The following is a 22,476-nucleotide window of genomic DNA, read 5'->3' as shown; positions in this document are numbered from 1 at the left end:
GGGAAAACTATATGTATCGTACAATGATGAAAGCAAAAATTCACCGTGCTCGTGTGACAGAATCTAATTTAAATTATGTTGGGAGCATCACGATTGATGAAGACATTATGGATGCTGTTGATATTGCAGAAAATGAAAAGGTGCAAATAGTAAACAATAACAATGGACAAAGGTTTGAAACTTACGTTATTAAAGGCCCGCGAGGCAGTAATGTCTTTTGTTTAAATGGCGCTGCAGCTAGGCTTGTTCAAGAGGGAGATGTCATTATTGTCATTTCCTATGCACTTGTAGCTGAAGAAAAGGTGAAAAATCACAATCCTAAAATTGCTATTATGAATGAAGATAATAAAATTGTTGAAATGTTAGGACAAGAGCCAGCTTCTACCGTCTTATAATTCGCATATTCCCTTCCTCTTCGATAAACACTTTTACTATAGGATCGAGAGGAGGGGTTTTTTTGAAGGACTGGTTATCATCGTGGAATGCCATTTATGAGAATATAGAAAAAAAATGGCCATATTTGCCTGAAGCAGAACAGGAAAATCAACTTGCTTATTTAGAAGAAACAGCGGGTATGCTGTTAGATAAATGGACAGAATTAGATGAAAAGATACATGATCTTAAAAGTATAGAAAATCAAGACATTAAAAAAACATCATATAAATCTAAAGGAACAAATTTTTATGAATTGGACATGTTCGAACAAGCAGCTAGTACGTTACAAAAAGAATATGCAACAGGTGAAAAAGATGACTTGCGTAGACTATATTTAGGATTTGCTTATCTTTTTTCTAACCAATTTGAAAAAGCAAAAGAAACATTTATTTACGTCATTCAAGCGAGTTATCAGCCATATTTTAAGCATTTTGCTTACGTAGGTTTAGGGTGTGTGCATACAAAGCAGGAAAGAATAGATGATGCAATTGTTGCTTTTGACAAAGCTAATGATCTAACTTCGTCTACAGATGTTATGTATAATTTAGGGGTGTGTTATTACTTTATTGAAGTATTTCACATAGCAGAAGAATACTTTTTAACATATATTGAACAAGTACCGGATGATGGTGAAGCATTTTTCTATCTCGGCTGTTGCCAGTGGCATGCAGGAAAAAAGGACGAAGCTTTTATATCATGGACAACGAGCATTTCCCTTCTAGATACAACAGAGGCTTTATTCGCTCTTGCTTACGTATGTGAGTGGCATGGTTTATATCACACAGCTATTCATTGTTATAAAAGGATACAAGAAAAACAGGTAAATTCCGTACAAGTTTTACATGGGTTAGCGTGGAATCATGCTTTGTTAGATGATAAGAAAAATGCGATGAATTACTTTCAGCAAGCAATTCAATTGGAACCTGAAAACAAAAATATTATTTATTCACTGAATTGGTTAAAAAAAAGTTGGCCGGAAATTACCCGATTTCAACTTATATAGCAGGTACGGTTATAAACGAGGTGGACTATGAACGAGCGTTTTATTGTAGTTGATGTTGAAACCACGGGTCACTCGGTGTCAAAAGGTGATCGAGTGATCCAAATAGGTGCGGTTGTGATTTGTGAAGGGGAAGTTGTAGAAACGTTTGCTTCTTTTGTGAACCCTGGGCAAGCCATTCCACCTTTTATTGAGGACTTAACGGGCATTTCCGATAATGTTGTAGCAAATGCCCCTTCTTTTCATGAGATTATTCCTGAATTATTACCATTATTTGAAGGAAGCATCTTTGTTGCTCATAATGTTGAATTTGATCAGTCTTTTTTAAAAAAACAAATCGAATTGGAAGGATATAAATTCCCTGAAATGCCAGTGTTTGATACAGTGGAACTATCCAGGGTTTTATTACCCCAACAAGAAAGTTATAAACTAGGGCATTTGGCGGATCAGTTAGGCTTTTCTCATGATAGGCCACACCAAGCTGATAGTGATGCAGAAGTTACTGCAACACTGTTGTTAAGCTTATTACATAAATTAAAAAATTTACCAGTTTTAACTCTTCAACAGTTAGTTCCAATATCAAGAAAATTTAAAAGTGACTTAGAGCCTATGTTAGAATCCTTAATTCAGGAAAAGCTAACAAAAGGGATAACGGATGATCAGAAATACGATTGTTATCGTCAAATCGCTTTAAAGAAAGTGAATGAAGTTGAGCGAGAGGAAAATAAAAAAAACGATGTAGAATTTACTGATTTTATGAAAGAGCTATTTAACCAAGATGGAATTATAAAAAATGTTTTCATGAATTACGAGCTCCGTCCTGGTCAACAGCAAATGATGCTTGAAGTCAATGAAGCCTTTGTGCAAAGTGTACATAAAATTATTGAAGCAGGAACGGGAACCGGTAAATCATTAGCCTACCTTTTGCCTGCTGCTTATTTTGCCCAAACAAGTAATGAACCAGTTATTATAAGTACACAAACTATTCCACTCCAAACACAATTATTATCACGTGACTTACCATTACTCGAAAAACTACTTCCTTTTAACGTGAAGGCTGCGCTATTGAAAGGTAGAAGTCATTATTTATGTTTGCGCAAGTTCGAACAATCAATAGTGCAAGTTCACGACGATAGTTACGATGTAGCACTAACGAAAGCTTTGATATTAATATGGTTAACGGAAACAGAACATGGTGATATTGAGGAATTGAACCTTCCATCCGGTGGTAGGGGCTTTTGGTTTGAAGTTCAAAGTGATGCTAAATCCGACTTAGGTCGTTATAGCCCTTGGTTTTCTCGGTGTTTTTACCATAGGGCTAGAAGGAGGGCGCAAGGGGCAGACTTAATTATTACGAATCATGCATTACTATGTACCGATTTAGTACATGATCAACGATTATTGCCAACATACTCCTATGCCGTTTTAGATGAGGCTCATCATTTAGAAGATACTGCTAGTGATCATTTAGGCGTGAAAGTTGACTTTATTACGTTCTCTTATTTGTTTCAACGTTTAGGATTGGGTCAAGAAGATGGGATGATTGATCAGTTTGAACAATTAGTTAATGATTACCAAATTCAAAATAATCTAAAGGCTGATGTAATATCAGAAAAAGTCCAACAGTTAAAAGAAGAAGTGGATGATTTATTTACAATGCTTCATAGTTATGTTGTGCAAAAGAATAAGGCAAGTGCAACTGATGTAGGTCGTCTACGATATCGCTACGAAAGCTATAAAGAGTCCGGTGCAAAATGGCAAGCAATTCTCGAATGTGCTATGCGTGTCCATATGCAAACAAAAGACTCTCTTGGTCAGATTAATGCATTGTTAAAGTCATTTACTGACAAAAAAGAAGACATGACCTATAAGGGTCGTGGATTTATTGCAAATTTTGAAAGTGTTGTTGAATCTATATATGAAGAAGAACAAAATTTATACGAACTTTTATTGGAATATGACCCAAATATAGTCTATTGGATTGAAGTCGAACCAAGAGGAGCTAGAAACGCAACGTTTTTATATAGCAAACCGATTGATGTATCGGAATTGCTTGCAGATCAGTTTTTTGCTAAGAAAAAAAGCGTTGTTATGACTTCGGCAACCCTTTCTGTAAATGGAACATTCGATTATCAAGAAAAGCGTTTAGGTTTAGTTGATTTTGGTGTGGAAAAGAGTGTTATCCCTTCTCCCTTTTCTTATAAGGAGCAAGCTAGGTTACTTTTACCTACTGATATACCGGCTATTAAGGAGGTATCAGAGAAAGATTTCGCTATTGAAGTTTCCATTAAGTTATGGAGAATGATGGAAGTCTCAAAAGGCAAGATGCTCGTGTTATTTACTTCTTATGAGATGCTAAAACAAGTGTATTCCCATGTGAAAAAATATAATGAACTAGGAGCTTTTCAATTAATTGGTCAAGGGGTTACAAGTGGAAGTCGTATGAAACTGATGAAAATGTTTAAACAAAGCAACCAAGCTGTTCTTTTTGGGACAAGTAGTTTTTGGGAAGGTATTGATTTACCAGGTGATGAATTACGTACACTTGTGATTGTTAGGTTACCATTTTCTCCACCTGACCAACCCTTGCTTCAAGCACAATATGAAAAAGCGAAAGAGGAAGGCCGGAATCCTTTTATGGAAATAGCCTTGCCACAAGCAATCATTCGTTTTAAACAAGGGTTCGGTCGCCTTATTCGAACCACACAAGATCGTGGTTGTGTATTTGTTTTGGATAGGCGTATTTCTGCAACTCGTTATGGGAAGCAATTTATAAAGTCACTACCGGATGTTCCAGTACATGAAGCGAAGTTAGAAGTGCTGCTTGAACAGTTCGAAGACTTTATGTAAATGTTCAATCTTCACATCAAAACTAATGGAAGGATTGAAAGCTATGCGAAACATTCTTATTGGGCTTGTGTGTTTAGGCATAGTTGGGATATTACTTGGTCTAGAGGTTCGTATTACTTCAGGTGAAAAGGAAGAAGAGGTAGAACTAGACCTCCAACTTGAGGAAGAAGATGTTGGTTTTGTTTTTTTTGACCTTCCTAATGGTGAATCGACTTTGATTGAATTACCTAGTGATGAATCGATTATGGTTGGTACAGGGGCAAAGGATTCAGCAGAAGCGTTGTTTTTACGTTTAAAGAAATTAAAGGTTACAACGATTGATACGATCGTCTTACCAAGGTTTGAAAAAGAGTATAGTGGAAATGTAGAGGAAATCGTTCTAGAAATGGGAACTCAAACATTGATTGTGCCAGAGGAAGGGCTTGAACAAGCAATATCGCAATATGAGAAACTTGATGTTGATATCATCGCCTGGTCAAGTGATCAGACTGAAGAGCTAACAGACTTTGTTTCCGTAGAAATATTACCTAGTCCTTCAACTTTAATGCCGATGTTATCTTTCATTATTACCATTCACGAAAAGCATCATTTTTTCTTTTCTGCTGAAGCAAGTGAAGAGGTAGAATTAGAATGGGTTCAGCAAGGGTTAACACCGATTTCTATTTTGAAAGTGGCTGAGTTTGGGATAGATGCAGGAACGTCTCAACGTTTTCTAAACGAGATTGATCCACAAGTTGCAATTTTATTTACAAAGCGTAACGGAGAAGTAAGCAATCAACTACTAGAACGTTTGCAAGAGACGTGGATTGATACGTATTATACAAAACAAAATGGTTCAATTATAGTAAAGGTTAATCAAACTAATTATGATCTAATGACTGTCCATGTTCATGATTAAGGAAAGGCTAGTGCATATAAGAATGTGGATGTTATAATTGAACTAAGGATTTTAAAAGCGAGTATGAGAAAAATAATGTTCTGCACGAGGCATTAGTGCAGAACATTTTGAGGTGTGAGTAGGCAGGTTTTTTATTGTGTTCAAATGTCAGTTTTGTTTATTTTTCCGAAAAATGAAGGAAATATTGTTTGACGGATTGAAACTGGCAAAGTTTGATACCATTTAAATCCGTCGCGACTTAACAAAGCAACTTCATCTTTTTCTTTTTGATATCGCTCGCTTGTCGATTGAAAATGGTTAGACATTGTGTACGCCCCCTTTCATCGGCGTACTGTTATTATCACCACATTTTTGTTCGGCTATGTTTAGCAATACTTGTGCTAATAGGAAAGAATACTTATTTATTTTTGGAGGAGTAAAGATGGAACAAAAGATGGTTGTCTTATCAACAACACGAGTGAAGAAAGCACCTGATACATATAAAATTGTTGATGCTCTCAATCGTACGTTAAAAGAAAAAGATCTTTTATTTGGCCTTGCTTTAGATGAGAAAGATCCAGATACGATGGTTTTTACAATCTATCGAACATAATGAGGTAAAATATGAAGAAGTGGATTATTTTTATATTTATCATTTTAGTGATTATGGTTACTACTGCAAGTGTGTATGCATATCAAACAGTTCGTGAGAGTTTAATTCAAACTTATGAGCAAGCTGAAAAGTATGTAGTCGAAAAATCATTAGTAAGAGAGATTACGGATGTTATATACTATCACGGTACTGAGGCTTACTATGTGATTAGTGGCTTAAATGAAGAAGATGAAGAAGTGATTGTTTGGGTAACTGATGAATTTGATTCTCATCATTTGGAAAAGGCAAGCGATGGGATATCAAAAGAAGAAGCAATTGAGATCGCAATGAATGAAAATGACATTAAGCAGCTTCAGGAGGTTAAGCTCGGCTATGAAAGAGGATTGCCGGTATATGAGGTTGTTTACGTTAATATTGAAAACAGAAAAGGATACTATTATCTAACATTTGAAAATGGTACTTTTCTGAAAAGATATCTTTTACGGACAGAATAATCTGATTTGACACTTGAATGATTGGTTATGACAATTTATAGTGTATAGTATACTACTCGGGAGGGACATACATATGAAGTTAGCAAAACGCGTTTCAACATTAACACCTTCTACAACGCTTGCGATTACAGCCAAGGCAAAAGAATTAAAAGAACAAGGTCATGATGTTATTGGTCTTGGAGCTGGGGAGCCAGACTTTAATACTCCTCAATACATAATTGATGCAGCTGTACGCTCAATGGAAGAAGGACATACGAAGTACACTCCTTCAGCTGGTTTACCAAAGCTGAAAGAAGCGATTATTGGTAAATTTGAGAGTGATCAACAAATTACCTATACTGCTAGTGAGATTCTTGTAGGATCAGGTGCGAAACATGTACTCTATACATTGTTTCAAGCGATTTTAGACGAAGGAGATGAAGTCATTATTCCAACGCCTTATTGGGTAAGTTATCCTGAGCAAGTTAAGCTTGCTGGTGGTAATCCAGTTTATATTGAAGGGCTTGAGAGTAATGATTTTAAAGTAACGGCTGAGCAACTTGAAAAAGCAATTAACGACAAGACAAAAGCATTTATTTTAAATTCTCCAAGCAATCCAACAGGCTCAATGTATTCAGAGGAAGAACTTCATAAGCTTGGTGAAGTTTGCCTTAAGCATGACATTCTTATTGTTTCTGACGAGATTTATGAAAAGCTTGTTTATGATAAAGCTACGCACACATCAATTGCACAACTTTCAACTGAATTAAAGGAACAAACTATCGTTGTCAACGGCGTATCTAAATCCCATTCAATGACTGGATGGAGAATTGGTTATGCAGCTGGTAATGCTGATGTAATTAAGGCAATGACGAATCTTGCTAGTCATAGTACATCCAACCCAACAACAAATGCTCAATATGGAACAATTGCAGCCTATACAAAGGATGACGGCTCTGTTGAAAAGATGCGACAAGCTTTTGAAGAACGTTTAAACGGTATTTTCGAGAAACTTATCGCTATTCCAGGTGTATCGTGTGTAAAACCTAAAGGGGCGTTTTATCTTTTTCCAAACGTTAGTGAAGCGGCAAAGCTTAATGGTTTTGCAGATGTAGATGCATGGGTTAAAGCGATTTTAGAAGAAGAAAAGGTAGCTTTAGTACCTGGTTCAGGGTTTGGTTCACCTGACAACGTTCGTTTATCTTATGCAACGTCGTTTGACGCATTAGAAGAAGCGTTAACTCGTATTGAAAGATTTGTTCAAAATCATACTAAGTAAGAGAAAAAGGTTGACTCGGTTGAAGAGTCAGCCTTTTTTGAATATTAAGATAATGATGTAAAGCAGTTTTTTGAACGAGGTTTAAGTGCAATCTGAAAGAGCAAGTAAAGAAATGTTACGGTCAGTTGACTGAACGTTGACTTAAATTTTTATAGAAGGGTATAATGTAACATGTTATACATAGTAGGAGGTATAAATAGTGAAAACAACAATCGCAAAAGTCGGTCAATATGTAGATAAAGAAGTGATTATTGGCGCATGGCTTGCTGGTAAACGTTCAAGTGGCAAAATTGCTTTTTTACAATTGCGTGACGGGACTGGCTTTATTCAAGGGGTAGTCGTAAAGGCTGAAGTGGATGAGGAAATGTTCCAACAAGCAAAAAACTTAACTCAAGAAAGTTCTTTATATGTTACAGGAATTGTAAGAGCTGATGAACGAGCTCCTTCAGGATACGAATTAACGGTTACAAAGATAGAGGTAATACATGAGGCAACGGATTATCCAATAACACCGAAGGAACACGGTACTGAATTTTTAATGGATCATCGCCATTTATGGTTACGGTCAAAACGCCAACATGCGGTAATGAAAGTAAGGAACGAAATTATTCGATCTACATATCAATTCTTTAACGAGAATGATTTTGTTAAGGTTGATCCACCCATTTTAACAGGAAGTGCTCCTGAGGGCACTTCAGAATTGTTTGCAACAAAATATTTTGATGAAGATGCTTATCTCTCTCAGAGTGGCCAGCTCTATATGGAGGCTGCTGCAATGGCTTTGGGTCGTGTTTTCTCCTTTGGTCCGACATTTAGAGCAGAAAAGTCTAAAACACGTCGTCATTTAATTGAATTTTGGATGATTGAGCCAGAAATGGCATTTGTTGAGTTTAATGAAAGTTTAGAGATTCAGGAACAATATGTAGCGTATATCGTTCAATCAGTACTAGAAAACTGTCAATTAGAGCTGAAAACATTAGGACGAGATGTAACGAAGCTTGAATCCATTAAAGCACCGTTTCCTCGTATAACATATGATGAAGCCCTTGAATTATTAAAAGAAAAAGGATTTGATGATATTTCGTGGGGGGATGACTTTGGTTCTCCACATGAGACGGCTATTGCAGAACATTATGAGAAGCCCGTTTTCATTACACATTATCCAACAACACTTAAACCTTTTTATATGCAACCTGATCCAAATCGTGACGAAGTCGTGTTGTGTGCAGATTTAATTGCACCTGAAGGATATGGCGAGATCATCGGTGGGTCAGAGCGTATTTATGATTATCAATTATTGAAGGATAATATTGAAAAGCACAATCTATCTCTGGAAGCATATCAATGGTATTTAGACTTACGTTCTTATGGAACTGTGCCACATTCAGGATTTGGGTTAGGTCTTGAGCGAACAGTTGCTTGGATTGCTGGTGTTGAACATGTTCGTGAATCAATACCGTTTCCACGCTTGTTAAACAGATTATACCCATAAATATGTGTATTCTTTCAGGCTTAGCAGGCAGCTGCTAAGCCTGGTTTACCTTAAAGCTCGTTTGAACTATTTTTAGGTGGCATAAGAGTTAGGAAAAGGAAACGACGAGCCGGGACTCTCATGGTATAATAATGCGTAGAGGTGTTTAAAGATGGATCAGAATTTACTACTTAAATGGACAACTCAGAGACAGCTATCCGTTCCAACATTGCTCCTTAAGCATTACAAATATTTGGGACTTAAAGAAGATGAGCTTGTTGCCTTGTTACATGTGCAGTCCTTCATTGATGATGGGGATGGTTTTCCAACACCTGAACTATTAAGTGATCGTATGACTCTCTCCATGAATGATTGTGCTGAAATGTTAGGTCGCTTAATACGTAAGGGATTTCTAACCCTAGAGAAGAAGTGGGACGAACAAGGGATTTTATTTGAATACTATACTTTAGACCCATTATGGCTTCGATTGATTCAAGTGTTAAAAGGGGAACAAGTGCAATTACAAGAACAGAAAAAAGAAAACCAGGAAGGGTTATTATATAAACGTTTTGAGGAAGAATTTTGTAGGCCACTCTCTCCAATTGAAGCTGAAACGTTAGGAATGTGGCTCGATCAAGACCAACATTCACCAGATCTTATTACAGCAGCTTTACGAGAGGCGGTTGTGTCGGGGAAATTAAACTTTCGCTATATTGACCGGATTCTCTTTGAATGGAAACGTAATGGAGTTCGCACAGTTGAACAAGCCCGAACACAAGGTGAAAAATTTCGTAAATACAATCAAATGCCAAAGCAAGAACCTAAGCGTGTAAAGCCAGACGCCTATCCGAGTTTTAGCTGGCTTGACCAATCATAACTAGCTTGAGAGAGAGGAAAGATTAATGTTATCAAAGAAACAAACGGTTGAAGCTCTTGATGTAATTGCAGGTATGTACCCGGATGCAGAATGTGAATTAACGCATTCTAATCCATTTGAATTGGTTATAGCCGTTCTTCTATCAGCCCAGTGTACAGATGCATTGGTAAATAAGGTTACACCTGGTTTATTTGCAAAATATAAAAGACCCGAAGATTACATTAATGTACCATTAGAAGAACTTGAGCAGGATATAAGGTCAATAGGGTTATTTAGAAGTAAAGCAAAAAATATCAAGAAGCTCGCCCAAGCGCTTATTGAAGATTATAATGGGGAAGTACCAAAAGAGCGTGATGAGTTAGTTAAGCTAGCAGGCGTAGGAAGAAAAACAGCGAATGTTGTAACTTCTGTTGCTTTTGGCGTTCCAGCTATTGCTGTTGATACACATGTTGAGCGTGTTTCAAAACGATTAGCAATATGTCGATGGAAAGATAATGTACGCGAAGTAGAAGAAACTTTAATGAAGAAAATTCCGAAGGAGCGTTGGTCCGATTCACATCACCAACTGATTTTTTTTGGAAGGTATCATTGTAAAGCGCAATCTCCTCAATGTGATTCATGCCCTTTGTTTGAAATGTGCCGTGAAGGGAAGAAACGTATGAAAGCTAGGGAGAAGAAATGAAAATCACGATTCCAATAGCATTTCAGCGATTCCCATTTTATAATCAAACAAGTATAGAAGTAGAAGATTCTAGAAATTCGTTTAAAGAAATTTGCGAAGTTGTCCCATTTTATTATGATATAACTGAGGAAAGAAGACCGTGGGAAGAAAAAGAACTCTTTATTCCTATGCTTCTTGAATGGTGGGAAGTGGAAGAAGCAATACTTCAACAGTTTTATAATAAACGGGATGCACAGGCAGCTAAAAGTCAAACAATTATCATGATTGCTGTATTTATAAATGGGTTGTTTTGGATGAATGGAAAAAAAGTTGATGGTTTAGATACATTAGAAGATGAAGTGAAGCAATTACATTATAAGCCCTTAAATTGTCTGGAACGACTTGGTTTCTTACTTGGTGGACCACCACGTTATCATACTTTTGTGCAACTTAGAGCATTATTTTTAGAACTCAAAAAGTTGTATGCGAAAGCTAAAGTTATTGAAAGAAATAAAAAGTCAAAATAATGAAGGGACGTAGAGTCTAGATAGTCCCTTTAAAACTTTATTACATATTATCAGAATAGATAGAATGTTACTAGGAGCAGGTGAAAAAATGAGTAAAGTCGTTAATTTGGAAACACCGATTCACATAAGTGAAGTCACATCTAAAGAAAAAGAACGAAAACATTTGATCGAAGAAAAGAAGCAAAAAGATAATTTTCAAGTTTCTTTTTGTGGACATTTTTCAGCTGGAAAATCAACTATTTTAAATCATTTACTCGGAGCAGAAATGCTACCAACAAGTCCAATTCCGACTAGTGCAAATATTATTGGTATCAAAAATGGTGAGCTTGGACTTACTGTTCATTCTCTAAACGGGGAGAAGAAAGAGTGGCATGGGGAAATCCCTTGGCAACGAGTGAGAGAATGGGGAATGGATGGAGGAGAAATTTCCTCTTTAACAATTGAAGCACCATTACCGTTTTTAGGAAATCATAGTACGATTTATGACACTCCTGGTGTAGATTCAACGGATCCCACGCATCAAGCAGTTACGTTAGAAGCATTGTATACGACCGATTTTATTGTATACGTGATGGATTATAATCATGTTCAGTCCGAAACGAATCTTACGTTTTTAAAGCAATTATCAGATGAGAAAAAGCCACTATATTTAATTGTCAACCAAATTGATAAGCACGATGAAAATGAATTGTCATTTCAGACATTCGATCAGTCTGTACGTGACACATTTCGGGCTTGGGGAATTAATATCATAAAGTTAACTTATACGAGCATGAAAAAACGTCACCATCACTTAAATCAATTAGCTCAGTTTGAACAAGATATGAAAGCCATCTTGTATTATGGTGGAGAGCTTTTACCCTATGCAAAGCAACGCTTAGAGCAAGGTTTCTATTTAAGTATTATTAATCGACTTGAAGAGGAAAAGGAAGAAGAGTTAGAACAAGTTAAAGAGCAGATGAAAGCGGCAGGTTTTTCAATTGATCAATTAGAGAAACGGCACGAAGTAGCTTCTCGTTATGATGAGATACTAAATGCGAGTAATCGTCTTGAAGAAAGATTTGAAAAAGAATGGAAAAAGCTTGTTAAAGATGTCACAATTTTCCCCTATACAACAACTGAATTAGTTCGAAATTGGTTTGAGTCCATCCAACCAGGGTTTAAAGTAGGGTTTTTATTCTCTAAAAAGAAAACAGAAGAAGAACAGGAAGCTAGATTAAAGCGTCTAATTGAAGAAGCACAAGATAAGGTGAAGAGCCAACTAGAGTTTCATCTCCACCGTATATTTCAATCTTATGACTTTACGAAACTATCTAATCGAGAAAGTGTTGAAAAAGAATTAGAACAATTATCTGTGACTATTGATCGTGAGTTCTTTCTGCAAGCGGTTCAAACAGGTCCTAAAAATAGGGAGTATGTTTATACTTTTACAAAAGACAGGACAGCAGAAGTAGTAAGGCAGTTACGTCAAAAAGCGGCATCGGTGCTTACTCTAATGGCTAAAGGACTGGAAGCTTACTGGGAACAAGAGAGAGCAGATCTTGAACGTGAACTTGAGGAACTACATGAGTTAGATGAATATGTTATTCGTTTAGCCACAATTAAAGATAGATTTAATGAAGTTATAGAACAACATCAAGAAAAAGTAACTCAGCTACAAGATGCTGGTACATTTGAAAAAGTAATTAATGAGACCATGCAAAAAACGTTACCTACATTTAAAGAAGTCGAATCGTTTGATTCTATTACGTTACCTGAAGAAACAGTTATTGATACGGATTGGGAACAGGTTGATAATAATGAAACGGCTTATTTTGACGAAAAACAAGCAGCTAAATGGACGAATCAATTTAAAAACACACTTGAAACATTTATGAGTGAAGAACGTATGAGTTATGAGCGTACTATACTTACTAAACGCATTCGCCGTTTTCAAGAACAAACCTTTACGATTTCATTATTTGGTGCGTTCAGTGCAGGAAAGTCGAGCTTTGCTAATGCTTTGCTCGGTGAAAATGTCCTTCCTGTATCACCACATCCTACTACTGCAACCGTCAATGTCGTGAAAAAGTCAGATGAGAACCATCGCTCAAAAACGGCAGTTGTTCAAGTCAAATCAAAGCAACAATTATCAGCAGAAATTAGATCAGTAGCAGAGCAGTTAGATAGTAATGTAAGTATCGAAACAATTCACACATGGAAAGAAGATGTAACTGTTACGACTAGCTGGCAAAAAACCTATCAATCATATTTAACGACATTGAAGAATAGTTTAGCTGATGGTAAATGGGAGCTTGGTAGCTCGTTTGAAGTAGAATTAGATGAGTTGCAACCATTTGTCGCAAACGAACATGATGCATGTCTCATTGAAAAAGTTATACTTTACTATGATTGTCCTTTAACCGAAAAGGGAATTATTTTAGTTGATACACCTGGTGTTAATTCAATTCATGGTAGGCATACAAATGTAGCATTTAAACAATTACGAGATTCAGATGCTATTTTCTATTTGACGTATTACAACCATGCATTTTCTAAATCTGATCAACAATTTCTACAACAGATGGCTAGAGTAAATGAAGGCTTCCGAACAGATAAGCTGTATTTCATTTTAAATGCCGCAGATTTAGCTAGTAGTACGTATGAATTAAATGGTGTGAAAAAGCATGTTTATGACCAACTTGTCGCAAATGGTATTGAAACCCCTAGACTTTTTCCGCTTTCTAGTAAAAAGGGTCTTAAAGGGAAACAAAGTGGTGAATCCGTTGATAAGCTATTTGATGCGTTTGAGAAAGCATTTTATCAAAGTACAATTAATGAACTGAAGCGATTAAGTTATGAACTAGTAAGAGAAGAAGGAAAACGCTACAAAACTCTTCTTGAGAAAGGGTTGGTGTTTGCTACAGAGGCAGAGGAGACCAAGGTTGATAAAAGAGAGCAGCTAGTACAAACGATTGAGGAATGGAATCAATCAATTAATACACTTAAGCCACTAAGTGCTGAACAAATCAGTAAACAAGAAGTATCACAACTTTTCTTGTATTTGCGTGAACGCATACGCTTTGTCTTAGGTGATCAATTTGGCGAATCAATAAATGTCACAACAGTTGTTGGAAATAGCAAACGAGTTCAGCAGCAAGCTCTTTTATCTTCATTGAAAGAATGGAGAAGTGAGGGGGAGCATTTCTTAACTCAAGAATTACAAGCTACTTTTGTACGAATTGAATTAGCTCTCCAAAAGGCGATTGAGGATTGGGTAGCTGAAACCGTAGACAAAATCCGTTTTGAATTCCCTAACTATTCTCTATCTTATGAGCCAGAAAAACTCGACCTTATCCAAACCGTAACGGGACGTGTTATCCCGATTGAGGTTGAACCATACAGTCATTATTTCCAATCGTTAAAGGCTTTCTTTGAGCAGGGGAAAGTAAAAGAATTAAAAGAGGATATTATCGAAGAAGCAACTAGAAAATCGAGTGAGGTACTCAGACAGTTAGAACAGAGAACAGAACAACAAGTGGAAGAAGGGTTTGAACGATTAATACGAAAGGCAAAGGAGTCAATGATTGAAGCGTTAGGTCGTGAATTAGACCGTTTTGATACATTATCAGATCCACAACATTTAGAATCATTAAAAGCAGAACTTGAAGCAATAAAATCATTACAATAAGTTAAAAAGGTGACTCCCTATTTGGGGTGAGTCACCTTTTTACTGTGTACGTTATTCTTCTTCAGCCTCATCTTCAGTTGAGGTTGTTTCAACTTCTTCTTCTGAAGTCTCTGCTTCTGGCGATGAGTCGCCGTTACCATTATTACTATTGTTATTATTGTTATTTCCGTTTCCGTTATTGCCGTTATTATTTTCGTTGTCTTCAACATCTTCGAGTGGATCAGGAATGGTTTCTTCAACTTCTTCTAAATCTTCTTCAATCTCCTCTTCAATTTCTTCTTCCTCTTCTTCAATTTCCTCTTCCTCTTCAGGTTCTTCCTCAATTTCCTCTTCTTCTATTTTTACATTTACAGAGACAGGGTCGCTGCGTAAGCTAGAATCATCATCTGAAATGGCTCTGACACTGAAGGTATAAGTAGATCCTGGTTGTGGATCACCGTAAATATACTGCATGTCTTTTTTTCTATCTAACGTTTGTGGACTGCCACCATCAACGGCTAGTTGGATTTCAAATGTTACATTATCTGCTTGATCATCTGGATAATTCCATGTCACAATAATTTGATTTGCGCTTTCTTCATAGCTAGCCTTTAAGTTTGAAGGAGCAGTGAGTTCTTTATACTCGTTAGAAACGCGCGTCGGTTCATTTCCTCTAACAAATAGTTCATAAATAATCTCGCTTTGAGGTGTAAAATCACTTGGTAATAAGCCAGTAGAACGTTCCACCCCTACGCGAACAACTGAGTTAGGCATCACGAAGTCTTCGGTTTCAACACTAGCTGAAATCTCTTGCATAACAGCTTTAAAGATTTGTTGTGCAGCCTGACGTTCATTCGAGCCACTAGGGAAGTAGTTATTACTATGATCATCAGCAGAACGAGAGAAACCTGTCCATACGGATAAAGTATAATTAGTTGTATAACCAGAAAACCAAATATCAGGTACGGCCCCTTCTGGGTAACCACGTTGCTCACGAAACTCACTAGTGAAGTTTGTTGTCCCAGTTTTCCCGGCCATCGGTAATCCTGAGATATTGGCAACTCCACCTGTCCCGTTTGTGACAGCAGTTTTTAACATGTCTGTTATCATGTAAGCAGTATAATCACTCATCGCTTGAGTAGATTCCGGTTCCAAGTTGATAATGCGCCCATCAGGAAACTCTACTTTTCGCACCGTATATGGTTCTGTGTAAGTTCCGTTATTTCCAAATGCAGCATAAGCACCAGCTAATTCTTTTGTTGTGACCCCGGTGTGGAATCCACCGAGTCCATATGATTCCGGCATCTCAGTAGCATCATCAGGCAGATCAATTAGAACCCCTAAATCTTCAGCAAAAGATTGTGCACGACCTACGCCAACTTCTTGAAGAGCCTTTACAGCTGGAATGTTTCGTGAACGTGCTAATGCAGTTCGAATTGACATAGGGCCTTGAAATTGGCGATCAAAGTTGTTGAACTCTACTCCATTTGAATACGTATGTGGTTCATCAACAATTCGGTGTGCAGTTGACCATTGTAAGTATTCAACAGCAGGGCCATAGTCAAGTATTGGCTTGATCGTTGACCCTGGTTGTCTGCGTTCTTCTGTTGCTAAATTATATCCTCTTTGATAGCCCGTATCTTCCCGTCCACTTCCGAGTGCCTTAATTTGTCCAGTTTTTGTATCAAGAAGTGTTACAGCAGCAGTGAAGTCTTCATTATCAGGGTAGACTGTTACATACTCATTTGTTTGAAGCACTTGGTCTACATGCTCCTGTGCGTTAACATCAAGTGTCGTATAAATTTTTAGTCCGGCATTATAAATATCGTTAATCGTAACTCCATCCATCGCTTCGAGTTCGTTTAGAACTTGATTATAAAACGCTTCATATTTATAAGATTCACGCTCGGTAATATCTAATTGATCTTCTATTGAAACAGCCATAGCTCGTTCTGCTTCCTCGCTCGTAATTTTTCCGTGTTGTTTCATTAATGAAATAACAAGGTTACGTCTGCTTTCAGCTGCTTCAGGATTTTTTGTCGGGTCGTAGAAGCTTGGACGACGTGGAATCCCAGCAAGCAAGGCTGCATCTTCAAGTTCTAGTTCACCAACAGATTTATTGAAGTATGTTCGCGATGCTAATTCAACACCATAAACACCTGAACCGAGGTAAATTTGGTTTAAATACATTTCAAGTATTTGATCTTTTGAAAATTGTTGTTCTAACTTAATTGCTAAATATTGTTCTTGTACTTTTCTTGTTATTTGTTTCTGGTCATTAAGGAATAAGTTTTTTATAAGCTGTTGTGTGATAGTACTGGCACCTTCAGCACCAAACCCTTCCGTAATATTAGCTCTTACAGCACCGAACAGACGACGGACATCTATCCCAAAATGCTCTCTAAATCGAACATCTTCAACCGCAAGAAAAGCATCTTCTACAACTGGAGGGATATCTTGAATCTTGACATTTTGCCTGCGCTCAGTTGATTCTAACTGTGAAACAAAAGTATCATCCTGGTCGTATATTTGAGACCCTTGTGTAAGCATTAATTTTTCTTCATCAAGAGGAGGGGCTCCTTGAATGATAGCAAAGACAGCAATACTTCCTGCAATCATTGCGATGGCGCCGATCACAACAAGTGTTAGGGCTATTTTTTTCCATAGTCCTTTTGTATTCTTTTTTGATTTCTTTTTTGACTGACGGGCCTGACGACGGCCTTGTCTAGAATTAGTCGTTTCATTTGACATGATGTTTCTCCCTTTCTTCATCAACTAAACTTCTCTTAAAAATAAACGGAGTCAACAACACGTAAGTAATCGATACGTGGATGATAACCTATTTTAATTAAAAATCCGTATTTTTCAATATCTATTTTTCGAATTGATTTTCTTTGAGTTTCTTTTTGATCATAAAAGTCGATTAAATGATGAGCATCTAGCAAGAATATTTCATCAGTAACAGCAAATCGTAAAATCACAAAAGCAATTCCGTTTTGTTGCTGGACTTGTTTCATATGGTCAATTTGATGTTTATGAAAATTTTGTAATGGGAATGATGTTTTATTTTTTGTTTCTTTTGCTTCAAAGTCAAGGTACCTTCCTTTATATACCCCGTTATAATCAGTAGTTGAAGCTTGTTTAAAGTATGCTTCCTTAATAACAGCTGCACTTCTTTTTGGATAATCAACGGAAACAATTTGAACAGGTGTTGGCTTTTTATGAACAACAGCAATTGATTTTTCGAGGTAATATTCATTAGTTTCATTTAGATCCTCTTCTAATGTCATTCCTCGATTGCTATAAGTCAATGCTTTATTAGGTAATTTTCTGTTTGTGGATGTACGCTCATTAAAGCGGCGTCCATTAGGGTAACGTATCGCCATTTTCTCACAAACCTTTCCAAACAAATTCAGTTCTATGCATGGAATCTGCAAGAAATAGAAAAAGTAGTAGTAGATTCCATCACATAATCTTACCATAAATCGTTGTGGGAAAGGTGAGAAAAATATGAAAAATAATTGAGGAGAATGTGGGAAAATGAAAAAACATGATGTGATTATAGAAATTAAGAGGAAAACAGAAGTCGCAAACAAAGATAATATTTCACGTACCGTAATGTATGAAGCTTTTTATAATAGAAATAAAGAAATTAAATGGTCCTTATTGGCCGGTATGGTGTCAAGGAATGCAGGTTGGAATATGACAGACTTACAAAGTAAATGGTTTCAAGAACTTTTAACAAAACAATTTCGAGATTTACTTTTTCAAACCTATGAGAGAGCGAACTGGACAATTTTTGCTGATGCATATCCACAGTTACTTTGGTATGAGTATGTAAAAGAAACGAAGGAATTAGATTTCGATTTACTGAGGGAGCTTGGTGTATCAGAGTTTATGTTATACGAATGGAAACATTTTTTTGAAAAGGGTGACCAGGAAAGGATTTGTACAGCGTTAATTGTTAATGAGCAATATATGGTTGAACAAACGGTAATGGACAAGCCCTTATATCGGCACAATGTATTTTCTTCGCTCGTCTATATACTTGAAGAACATGCTCATATGAGTTATGTTATTTTCCCTTCGATAACAGGTGATGTATATGGTTTGTATGTGCGTAATTTTAAAAATGTTAAATCAAGAATATGGCTTGGTAGGCAATTACAGAATCTATTGTTTCATCCCGACGTTCACAATCAGATATACAGATTTTGTATTTCAACCCCGCCAACGGGTTCAAGAGATGATTACCAACAATATATGAGTTGGTCGACAGGAAATACAAGCCCTTTTCTAAGAGACGTATACCCGGTTATTTCTCATCATTGGAAAAAGAAAGGTGATTGGTCAAAAACTAGAAAGAAGACGGATCAATACTTTTTACCAATAAAAAAGGTTTATCCGGTAGAGAGATCGAATTGGCTGCGAAAAAAGTGGATTGAACTTTATTTAGTACAGAAAATTAGCAAATTTATTCCTCAGAGTACCATTGAAAGATAAAATATTTAGTTGAAGGCTGCAAAAAAGGGGAAAAAGATCGACCTTTTTGCAGCGCCTCTTCATAGCTGTTTTAAATTGCTATTCGGCTGGACGGTTTGGTCCACCAAGTTTTTTGTCGCCCGTATAGCCTTGTTTTCTTTGTTCTTTTGTTTTGTCAGCTGTGTTTATTTCACTATTTCTCTTTTGATTTTTATCCATTGGAATGCCTCCTTTCCTTATCTCGTACATGAATAGTATGTGAGTAGTCACAGTTCGACATTCGAGGGGAGTACGATCAATTAATAACAAGTTTTGTCAAAAATCGAACTTATATCTTTTTGTTTTGAATATTACCACTTTCTTTGCCGAATCAGTTCTAGTTTTGTCAGGGGTGAAGGGATCTTTGAGGCAAAAGCGAATTTGTTTTGCAAGATCAATATAAGGAGGTACGTCTAATGGAAATGACAATGAAAACAAAAGAGGTATCAGAACAATTAGGTGTGAATCCAACAACGGTACAACGGTGGGCGAAATATTTTGGTTTGGTTTGTGAAACAAATGAACATGGTCATTATTTATTTACTTCTCATCATGTTGAGGTGATGCGTGAAGTTCAAGAGCAGCTAAAACAAGGGAAACGAATGAAAGATATACAAATTAAAGAAACAGGACTCACGAAAGAAAAACAGGAACAGACTGTTGAGCGAGTTGTGTATGAGGACAAGTTAGAGGAAGTGATGAATCGAGTACAAGAGTTGGACCAGAGACTTTCTCAAAAAGCAGATGATGTTGTCACTTACCAATTGTTAAAACATCGATCTGAGCTAGATGATATGATGAAAATGATTAAAAGTCTTGAAGAGCGCCTAATTAAGATGGAAAATAAAATTCAGCAACAGCCTATTGAAGAACCACACAAAACTGAATTAGCATTAGTATCTGGTGGAGATATTAAAACAAAAAAATGGCGCTCATTTAAACAACTTTTTTCCTTCTAACGAGATACCACAATCTCTAAATATAATATTTTTAAAAACTTTAGGTTGTTCAATTGAACAACCTCTTTTAAGTCACTAAGCTATTTGATAAAATTGGGGGGCGGGAGGTGTCATTATGAACGAAGAAAACCGTTCACGGTTGTTGATATTGACTGAAGAATTACGTCAAATGACGAAAGAAGCTCAAGACTTCTATGTTGAAAAAGTTAGAGGTGAAAAAGATTATAAGCCTGATTTCTATGGTTTGGTCAAACCTTTTGCCGATCGTGTCGATAAGGTACGGAATGAGTGGCTTCCACTAGCACAATTATATGTGCAGCGAGAAAAACCACTGCACCTACATCCGAGTCAGCTACAACAAACAGAAGAAAACCTTGAAATTGTAGCAATTAAATCATTCTATAAAGAAACCGGATTAAAACGTCAAATGGAGACGTTTAAGTCGGTTGATTATGTTTTGAATCAACTTAGTGAGGGAATAAAAACAAAGTAACGTAACGACAGCATAATAGTGCAAAAGAAAAATGATACCAATTACTCGATAGATTCTCCCACATTTTCATTTTCCTCCAATAGACTCCCTAAATGAAAAAACGTGGACAAATTGTCCACGTTTACATTACTTAGCCATTATCACGAAAAGAAAATACGACCATTGTAATCAGAGTTAGTACTGACAAGATTGTAAGTGCAGTGATAAGCATTCCAGATGGTTCGCTAGCTGCCTCACCACCATTTCCAGCACCTAAAACCTGTGTTGGTAACATTAATAAAATAAAAGTGAAAAACGTTAATAAAGAGGCTTTCTTTCCCATTATCAACCCTCCTTTAGTATGTAAGTGTATAAATTATCACATTATTTCTCTATTATAGATAGGACATCATAAATAATCAATCATAAACTGAATTAGGGTAACCGTATACACTCAATAGTGAAGCTTTGCTCTCTAGAGGGGTTACGCAAAGATAGTCGGTATGATAATATAAATATATTGCACAATTAGAGATAGTTTGAATTGAAAGGAACACGTAAATTATGGGAAGCGTACATATTGAAGATATTATTATTGCGAATCAACGATTAAAAGACGTAGTTACACATACTCCATTACAAAAAAATGAAGTATTATCAGAACGCTATGAATGTAATGTTTATTTGAAACGAGAGGATTTGCAAGTTGTTCGTTCATTCAAAATTCGAGGGGCATTTCACCAAATATCAAGCCTTTCTAGAGAAGAGCTAAATAACGGTGTCGTGTGTGCTAGTGCAGGAAATCATGCACAAGGTGTGGCGTATTCTTGTCGTACATTACGCATAACAGGAAAGATTTTCATGCCTACAACAACACCTCGCCAAAAGGTAGACCAAGTTAAGTTTTTCGGGAAGGAATATGTAGAAGTAGTGTTGACAGGCGATACCTTTGATGATTCTTTTAATGAAGCGAAGAGCTATTGTAATGAACATGAAATGGCATTTATTCATCCATTTGACCAAGAAAAGATCATTGCTGGACAAGGGACAGTCGGTATGGAAATAATGAACGATATTGATGAAAATATCGATTATTTATTTTCGTCTATTGGTGGTGGGGGGCTCATCAGTGGAGTTGGGACCTATATTAAAAGTATTAGTTCACATACAAAGATCATTGGATGTGAACCAGCTGGTGCAGCTTCGATGAATGAGTCTTTGAAACAAGGACAAGTTGTTGAACTCGAAAACATTGATAAATTTGTAGATGGAGCTGCAGTTAAAAAAGTAGGGCAAACTCCTTTTGAGATTTGTCAAAAAATTATAGACGATATTGTATTAGTACCAGAAGGAAAAATTTGTACAACAATACTAGAATTATATAACCAGAATGCAATTGTTGCCGAACCGGCGGGCGCAATGTCAATTAGTGCGCTTGATTTTTACAAAGATCAAATTAAAGGCAAGAATGTTGTCTGTGTTGTTAGTGGAGGGAATAATGATATCGGACGTATGCAAGAAATGAGAGAAAGGTCTCTAATCTATGAAGGGTTACAATATTACTTTATTGTTCAATTTCCACAACGTGCCGGAGCGTTACGAGAATTTATCCAGGATGTTTTAGGTCCAAGTGATGATATCACGCGCTTCGAATATACAAAGAAAAACAATAAATCAAATGGTCCAGTTTTACTAGGTATAGAGTTAAAATGTCCAGATGACTATTCAAGTCTTATTGACAGATTAAAGAAAAAAGGCTTTGATTATCAAGAAATAAATAAAGATGAGAGCTTATTTCATTTACTGATTTAA

At 36.5% G+C, this 22,476-nt stretch carries 21 protein-coding genes; 16 read left to right on the top strand and 5 right to left on the bottom strand.

The features are described 5' to 3' along the window. Nucleotides 1-11: 11 nt before the first annotated feature. The 4 genes from panD (at nt 12) to AC1FXZ_RS05475 (ending at nt 5,183) form a co-directional block, all read left to right on the top strand. Nucleotides 12-395 carry an aspartate 1-decarboxylase gene (gene panD, locus AC1FXZ_RS05490; RefSeq protein WP_480051701.1) on the top strand — a complete coding sequence of 128 codons (384 nt, stop codon included), beginning with the start codon at nt 12-14 and terminating at the stop codon, nt 393-395. Between the two features lie 62 nt (nt 396-457). After that, nucleotides 458-1,438, top strand: coding sequence for a tetratricopeptide repeat protein (locus AC1FXZ_RS05485; RefSeq protein ID WP_480051700.1), 981 nt, complete (start codon nt 458-460; stop codon nt 1,436-1,438). A 27-nt stretch (nt 1,439-1,465) separates the two neighbouring features. Continuing rightward, nucleotides 1,466-4,285 (top strand): ATP-dependent DNA helicase DinG, encoded by a 2,820-nt coding sequence (dinG, locus tag AC1FXZ_RS05480; protein WP_480051699.1) that lies wholly within the window; start codon nt 1,466-1,468, stop codon nt 4,283-4,285. A gap of 43 nt (nt 4,286-4,328) precedes the next feature. After that, the gene (locus tag AC1FXZ_RS05475) at nt 4,329-5,183 is read left to right on the top strand and encodes a ComEC/Rec2 family competence protein (RefSeq protein WP_480051698.1); all 855 of its coding nucleotides are present in this window, start codon (nt 4,329-4,331) and stop codon (nt 5,181-5,183) included. Between the two features lie 140 nt (nt 5,184-5,323). Here AC1FXZ_RS05475 and AC1FXZ_RS05470 read toward each other — a convergent pair whose 3' ends face one another. Beyond that, the gene (locus AC1FXZ_RS05470; RefSeq protein ID WP_480051697.1) at nt 5,324-5,488 is read right to left on the bottom strand and encodes a hypothetical protein; all 165 of its coding nucleotides are present in this window, start codon (nt 5,486-5,488) and stop codon (nt 5,324-5,326) included. A 116-nt stretch (nt 5,489-5,604) separates the two neighbouring features. Here AC1FXZ_RS05470 and AC1FXZ_RS05465 point away from each other — a divergent pair, with 116 nt between their 5' ends. The 8 genes from AC1FXZ_RS05465 to AC1FXZ_RS05430 all read left to right on the top strand — a co-directional run bounded on the left by AC1FXZ_RS05465 (nt 5,605) and on the right by AC1FXZ_RS05430 (nt 14,733). Then, nucleotides 5,605-5,775: a YpmA family protein gene (locus tag AC1FXZ_RS05465; RefSeq protein WP_480051696.1), complete on the top strand. Its 171-nt coding sequence runs from the start codon at nt 5,605-5,607 to the stop codon at nt 5,773-5,775. 11 nt (nt 5,776-5,786) lie between these two features. After that, on the top strand, nt 5,787-6,269 hold the full coding sequence (locus AC1FXZ_RS05460) for a cell wall elongation regulator TseB-like domain-containing protein (protein ID WP_480051695.1): 483 nt from the start codon (nt 5,787-5,789) through the stop codon (nt 6,267-6,269). Between the two features lie 73 nt (nt 6,270-6,342). Next, the gene (locus AC1FXZ_RS05455) at nt 6,343-7,527 is read left to right on the top strand and encodes a pyridoxal phosphate-dependent aminotransferase (protein ID WP_480051694.1); all 1,185 of its coding nucleotides are present in this window, start codon (nt 6,343-6,345) and stop codon (nt 7,525-7,527) included. Nucleotides 7,528-7,723: 196 nt separating this feature from the next. Beyond that, entirely contained in the window at nt 7,724-9,019 is a 1,296-nt protein-coding gene (gene asnS / locus AC1FXZ_RS05450; RefSeq protein WP_480051955.1) for an asparagine--tRNA ligase, read from the top strand. 151 nt (nt 9,020-9,170) lie between these two features. Next, a complete protein-coding gene (locus tag AC1FXZ_RS05445; protein WP_480051693.1) occupies nt 9,171-9,875 on the top strand; it encodes a DnaD domain-containing protein in 705 nt (234 codons plus the stop codon). Between the two features lie 25 nt (nt 9,876-9,900). After that, on the top strand, nt 9,901-10,557 hold the full coding sequence (nth, locus tag AC1FXZ_RS05440; protein WP_480051692.1) for an endonuclease III: 657 nt from the start codon (nt 9,901-9,903) through the stop codon (nt 10,555-10,557). Beyond that, the gene (locus AC1FXZ_RS05435; protein WP_480051691.1) at nt 10,554-11,063 is read left to right on the top strand and encodes a YpoC family protein; all 510 of its coding nucleotides are present in this window, start codon (nt 10,554-10,556) and stop codon (nt 11,061-11,063) included. The genes nth and AC1FXZ_RS05435 overlap by 4 nt, the downstream gene beginning before the upstream one ends. Before the next feature lie 88 nt (nt 11,064-11,151). After that, the gene (locus AC1FXZ_RS05430; protein WP_480051690.1) at nt 11,152-14,733 is read left to right on the top strand and encodes a dynamin family protein; all 3,582 of its coding nucleotides are present in this window, start codon (nt 11,152-11,154) and stop codon (nt 14,731-14,733) included. A gap of 51 nt (nt 14,734-14,784) precedes the next feature. Here AC1FXZ_RS05430 and AC1FXZ_RS05425 read toward each other — a convergent pair whose 3' ends face one another. Together AC1FXZ_RS05425 and recU are read right to left on the bottom strand one after the other, a co-directional pair. Then, nucleotides 14,785-17,463 carry a PBP1A family penicillin-binding protein gene (locus AC1FXZ_RS05425; RefSeq protein ID WP_480051689.1) on the bottom strand — a complete coding sequence of 893 codons (2,679 nt, stop codon included), beginning with the start codon at nt 17,461-17,463 and terminating at the stop codon, nt 14,785-14,787. Nucleotides 17,464-17,498: 35 nt separating this feature from the next. After that, nucleotides 17,499-18,098: a Holliday junction resolvase RecU gene (gene recU / locus AC1FXZ_RS05420; protein ID WP_480051688.1), complete on the bottom strand. Its 600-nt coding sequence runs from the start codon at nt 18,096-18,098 to the stop codon at nt 17,499-17,501. A gap of 154 nt (nt 18,099-18,252) precedes the next feature. On the opposite strand from recU, the gene AC1FXZ_RS05415 reads away from it, so the two are divergent. Then, nucleotides 18,253-19,215, top strand: coding sequence for a DUF2515 family protein (locus AC1FXZ_RS05415; RefSeq protein ID WP_480051687.1), 963 nt, complete (start codon nt 18,253-18,255; stop codon nt 19,213-19,215). Between the two features lie 78 nt (nt 19,216-19,293). Here the strand turns inward: AC1FXZ_RS05415 and AC1FXZ_RS05410 are convergent, their stop codons facing one another. After that, on the bottom strand, nt 19,294-19,413 hold the full coding sequence (locus AC1FXZ_RS05410; protein ID WP_480051686.1) for an acid-soluble spore protein SspM: 120 nt from the start codon (nt 19,411-19,413) through the stop codon (nt 19,294-19,296). A gap of 236 nt (nt 19,414-19,649) precedes the next feature. Here AC1FXZ_RS05410 and racA point away from each other — a divergent pair, with 236 nt between their 5' ends. Then, entirely contained in the window at nt 19,650-20,192 is a 543-nt protein-coding gene (gene racA, locus AC1FXZ_RS05405; RefSeq protein WP_480051685.1) for a chromosome-anchoring protein RacA, read from the top strand. A 115-nt stretch (nt 20,193-20,307) separates the two neighbouring features. Further along, the gene (locus AC1FXZ_RS05400; RefSeq protein ID WP_480051684.1) at nt 20,308-20,685 is read left to right on the top strand and encodes a YppE family protein; all 378 of its coding nucleotides are present in this window, start codon (nt 20,308-20,310) and stop codon (nt 20,683-20,685) included. 130 nt (nt 20,686-20,815) lie between these two features. On the opposite strand, the gene AC1FXZ_RS05395 is transcribed toward AC1FXZ_RS05400, so the two are convergent. Further along, a complete protein-coding gene (locus tag AC1FXZ_RS05395) occupies nt 20,816-21,007 on the bottom strand; it encodes a hypothetical protein (protein ID WP_480051683.1) in 192 nt (63 codons plus the stop codon). 221 nt (nt 21,008-21,228) lie between these two features. Here AC1FXZ_RS05395 and ilvA point away from each other — a divergent pair, with 221 nt between their 5' ends. Then, nucleotides 21,229-22,476, top strand: coding sequence for a threonine ammonia-lyase IlvA (ilvA, locus tag AC1FXZ_RS05390; RefSeq protein WP_480051682.1), 1,248 nt, complete (start codon nt 21,229-21,231; stop codon nt 22,474-22,476).

This window comes from Halalkalibacter sp. HAAS-P014, from assembly GCF_056619965.1.
Note: the sequence above shows the minus strand (reverse complement) of the source record. Positions and strands in the feature narration are given on the sequence as shown.

Coding starts and splice junctions, on each gene's coding strand:
- panD (WP_480051701.1), top strand. CDS start 12: ATGTATCGTACAATGATGAAAGCAAAAATTCACCGTGCTCGTGTGACA.
- dinG (WP_480051699.1), top strand. CDS start 1,466: ATGAACGAGCGTTTTATTGTAGTTGATGTTGAAACCACGGGTCACTCG.
- AC1FXZ_RS05475 (WP_480051698.1), top strand. CDS start 4,329: ATGCGAAACATTCTTATTGGGCTTGTGTGTTTAGGCATAGTTGGGATA.
- AC1FXZ_RS05470 (WP_480051697.1), bottom strand. CDS start 5,488: ATGTCTAACCATTTTCAATCGACAAGCGAGCGATATCAAAAAGAAAAA.
- AC1FXZ_RS05465 (WP_480051696.1), top strand. CDS start 5,605: ATGGAACAAAAGATGGTTGTCTTATCAACAACACGAGTGAAGAAAGCA.
- AC1FXZ_RS05460 (WP_480051695.1), top strand. CDS start 5,787: ATGAAGAAGTGGATTATTTTTATATTTATCATTTTAGTGATTATGGTT.
- AC1FXZ_RS05455 (WP_480051694.1), top strand. CDS start 6,343: ATGAAGTTAGCAAAACGCGTTTCAACATTAACACCTTCTACAACGCTT.
- AC1FXZ_RS05445 (WP_480051693.1), top strand. CDS start 9,171: ATGGATCAGAATTTACTACTTAAATGGACAACTCAGAGACAGCTATCC.
- nth (WP_480051692.1), top strand. CDS start 9,901: ATGTTATCAAAGAAACAAACGGTTGAAGCTCTTGATGTAATTGCAGGT.
- AC1FXZ_RS05435 (WP_480051691.1), top strand. CDS start 10,554: ATGAAAATCACGATTCCAATAGCATTTCAGCGATTCCCATTTTATAAT.
- AC1FXZ_RS05430 (WP_480051690.1), top strand. CDS start 11,152: ATGAGTAAAGTCGTTAATTTGGAAACACCGATTCACATAAGTGAAGTC.
- AC1FXZ_RS05425 (WP_480051689.1), bottom strand. CDS start 17,463: ATGTCAAATGAAACGACTAATTCTAGACAAGGCCGTCGTCAGGCCCGT.
- recU (WP_480051688.1), bottom strand. CDS start 18,098: ATGGCGATACGTTACCCTAATGGACGCCGCTTTAATGAGCGTACATCC.
- AC1FXZ_RS05415 (WP_480051687.1), top strand. CDS start 18,253: ATGAAAAAACATGATGTGATTATAGAAATTAAGAGGAAAACAGAAGTC.
- AC1FXZ_RS05410 (WP_480051686.1), bottom strand. CDS start 19,413: ATGGATAAAAATCAAAAGAGAAATAGTGAAATAAACACAGCTGACAAA.
- racA (WP_480051685.1), top strand. CDS start 19,650: ATGGAAATGACAATGAAAACAAAAGAGGTATCAGAACAATTAGGTGTG.
- AC1FXZ_RS05400 (WP_480051684.1), top strand. CDS start 20,308: ATGAACGAAGAAAACCGTTCACGGTTGTTGATATTGACTGAAGAATTA.
- AC1FXZ_RS05395 (WP_480051683.1), bottom strand. CDS start 21,007: ATGGGAAAGAAAGCCTCTTTATTAACGTTTTTCACTTTTATTTTATTA.
- ilvA (WP_480051682.1), top strand. CDS start 21,229: ATGGGAAGCGTACATATTGAAGATATTATTATTGCGAATCAACGATTA.